Origin of the sequence: Parachlamydia sp. AcF125 (genome assembly GCF_018342475.1) — a bacterium.
Lineage (GTDB): Bacteria > Chlamydiota > Chlamydiia > Chlamydiales > Parachlamydiaceae > Parachlamydia.
Genome location: NZ_JAEMUD010000006.1, coordinates 2092 through 5493 on the forward strand (window position 1 = coordinate 2092; position 3402 = coordinate 5493).

Below are 3402 nucleotides of genomic sequence, written 5' to 3' on the forward strand. Positions count from 1 at the left end.
TCAAGTCAGTAAAAGTTAAAAAATCACTGATAAAAATCGACGCTTGAAGAAAAATTCTTCATAAAAATGGCGAAAAGTCCGTTAAGGACAATCAAAAAAACTCTTATATTAAAGCTTGTTCCAACATTAATTGGTCAAGCTATTAAGGGCTGCTGGTGGATGCCTAGGCATCAAAAGGCGAAGAAGGACGCGTGTACCTGCGAAAAGCTCCGGCGAGCTGGAAAAAAGCTTAGACCCGGAGGTCTCCGAATGGGGCAACCCAATGGGACCAATCTCCCATTATCTGCAGCTAAATTCATAGGCTGCAGAAGCTAGACCTGCTGAACTGAAACATCTTAGTAAGCAGAGGAAAAGAAATCAATTGAGATTCCCTAAGTAGCGGCGAGCGAAACGGGAACAAGCCCAAACCAAAGTCTTTGACTTTGGGGTTGTAGGACCAGCCAAAAGATCTGGAAATTCTAGCCGAATACTCCTGGAAAGTTGAGCGACACAGGGTGAGAGCCCCGTAGGCGAAAGGAAGACCAGACAAGGCAGGCACCTGAGTAGGGCCGGACACGTGAAACCCGGTCTGAATCTGGGGAGACCACTCTCCAAGGCTAAATACTAATTGATGACCGATAGTGAACCAGTACCGTGAGGGAAAGGCGAAAAGAACCCCGATGAGGGGAGTGAAATAGAACCTGAAACCAGCAGCTTACAAACGGTCGAAGGCCTATGTCCTTTTTAAGGAAATGGCTGACGGCGTGCCTTTTGCATGATGAGCCAGCGAGTTACATTAAATGGCAAGGTTAAGGGACATCGTTCTGGAGCCGAAGCGAAAGCGAGTGTTAAAAGCGCGTATAGTCATTTGGTGTAGACACGAAACCGAGTGATCTATCCATGACCAGGTTGAAGCAAGGGTAACACCTTGTGGAGGACCGAACTAGTTGCCGTTGAAAAGGCTTTGGATGAGTTGTGGATAGGGGTGAAAGGCCAATCAAACTCGGAGATATCTTGTTCTCTTCGAAATAACTTTCGGGTTAGCCTCGAATAAATTATCTACAGGGGTAGAGCACTGAATTCACGCGGGGGCCTACCGGCCTACCAAAGGAAATCAAACTCCGAATACTGTAGATTCGTTCGGGAGATAGACAGTGGGGGATAAGCTTCATTGTCAAAAGGGGAACAGCCCAGATCGCCGATTAAGGCCCCAAATTCTATGCTAAGTGAGTAAGGAAGTGGAGTTTCTAAAACAGTTGGAATGTTGGCTTAGAGGCAGCCATCATTTAAAGAGTGCGTAACAGCTCACCAATCGAGAAACTCTGCGCCGATAATATCCGGGACTAAGAAGCATAGAGCCGAAATCGCGGGTTTAGCTTGTATAAAGCTAAGCGGTAGGAGAGCGTAGTATGTGCGGCGAAGATGTACCGTAAGGAGCATTGGAGCGCATACTAGTGATAATGCATGGCATGAGTAAACGATAAAGGAGGTGAAAATCCTCCTCGCCGAAAACCCAAGGTTTCCAGGGTAAAGCTCGTCTTCCCTGGGTTAGCCGGTCCCTAAGCTGAGGCTGAAAAGCGTAGGCGATGGCAAGCAGGTTAAATATTCCTGCGCCACCTAAAACTATGATGATGAGTTGACGAAGTACGTTAAGCACGCGGACGATTGGAAGTGTCCGTGGACATATGAGGCAGGCTAGTAGGCAAATCCGCTAGCAGGATGCCAGGTATGGACTAAGGGGAGCCCACGGGTGAACCGATAGTGTAGCGCAAGGCTTCCAAGAAATAGACTCTAATCGTTGATGGTGACCGTACCAAAACCGACACAGGTGGGTGGGAAGAATATTCTCAGGCGCGCGAGAGAACTCTCGTTAAGGAACTCGGCAAATTATCCCCGTAACTTCGGGAGAAGGGGAGCCGCGGGGCGTGACATTCTTCGCGAATGAAGCGTCAAGCGGCCGCAGAGAAATGGCCCAGGCGACTGTTTAACAAAAACACAGCACTATGCAAAGTCGTCTAAGACAAAGTATATGGTGTGATGCCTGCCCAATGCCAAAAGGTCAAAAGGAGAAGTTAGTGCGTAAGTGCGAAGCTTTGAATTTAAGCCCTGGTGAATGGCGGCCGTAACTATAACGGTCCTAAGGTAGCGAAATTCCTTGTCGGGTAAGTTCCGACCTGCACGAATGGTATAACGATCTGGGCACTGTCTCAACGAGAGACTCGGTGAAATTGTAGTAGCAGTGAAGATGCTGTTTACCCGCAATAAGACGGAAAGACCCCGTGAACCTTTACTGTACTCTGATATTGGCTTTTGACTTGTCATGTGTAGGATAACCAGGAGACGTAGAAGTTCCCTCGTCAGGGGGGATGGAGTCGACGTTGAAATACTGGTCTTGGCAAGTCGGAAATCTAACGAAGTTCCATGAAGCTGGAATTCGGACATTGTCAGACGGGCAGTTTTGCTGGGGCGGTATCCTCCTAAAAGGTAACGGAGGAGTCCAAAGCTTGCCTCATCGTGGTTGGTAATCACGAGTCGAGCGTAAAGGTATAAGGCAAGTTAACTGCGAGACCTACAAGTCGAGCAGATACGAAAGTAGGGCTTAGTGATCCGGCGGTGGAAAGTGGAATCGCCGTCGCTCAACGGATAAAAGGTACTCCGGGGATAACAGGCTTATCGCCACCAAGAGTTCATATCGACGTGGCGGTTTGGCACCTCGATGTCGACTCATCGCATCCTGGGGCTGGAGAAGGTCCCAAGGGTTTGGCTGTTCGCCAATTAAAGCGGTACGCGAGTTGGGTTCAAAACGTCGTGAGACAGTTTGGTCCCTATCTGTTGTGGGCGCAGGATACTTGAGAGGAGCTGCTTCTAGTACGAGAGGACCGAAGTGGACGAACCAATGGTGTTCCGGTTGTTCTGCCAAGGGCATTGCCGGGTAGCTATGTTCGGAAAGGATAAGCGTTGAAAGCATCTAAACGCCAAGCCCCCCTCAAGATAAGGTATCCCTATGAGACACCATGTAGACCACGTGGTAGATAGGTTGGGTGTGTAAGCACAGCAATGTGTTGAGCTAACCAATACTAATTAGTCCATTGGCTTGACCACCTTTTTTTAAGCTAAAGAGATGAGACGACCAAAAGCCATCTCTAACTAAAGTGGTCGCAAATTATGAATTTTTCACAAGCGAAGTATAAGATGACGCCCAGTGAAGAAAAAGCTTCAAGCGTCGATTTTTATCAATGAGACAATCATTTGCCTAAAGTTTTGCTTGGTGGCATTGGAGAAGAGGAAATACCTGATCCCATCCCGAACTCAGAAGTCAAGCTCTTTATCGCCGATGGTACTGCACGCAAGAGTGTGGAAGAGTAGGTCGCCGCCAAGTCTTTTTTACTCCATTTTAAATGGAACCCTTTAACCCTAGTAACC

At 48.1% G+C, this 3402-nt stretch carries 2 rRNA genes; both read left to right on the forward strand.

Going from position 1 to position 3402, the window contains the following annotated elements:
* Window positions 1-132: 132 nt before the first annotated feature.
* Window positions 133-3081, forward strand: a 23S ribosomal RNA gene (locus PARA125_RS09605).
* Window positions 3082-3243: 162 nt separating this feature from the next.
* A 5S ribosomal RNA gene (gene rrf / locus PARA125_RS09610) occupies window positions 3244-3358 on the forward strand.
* The last annotated feature ends 44 nt before the right edge of the window (window positions 3359-3402 follow it).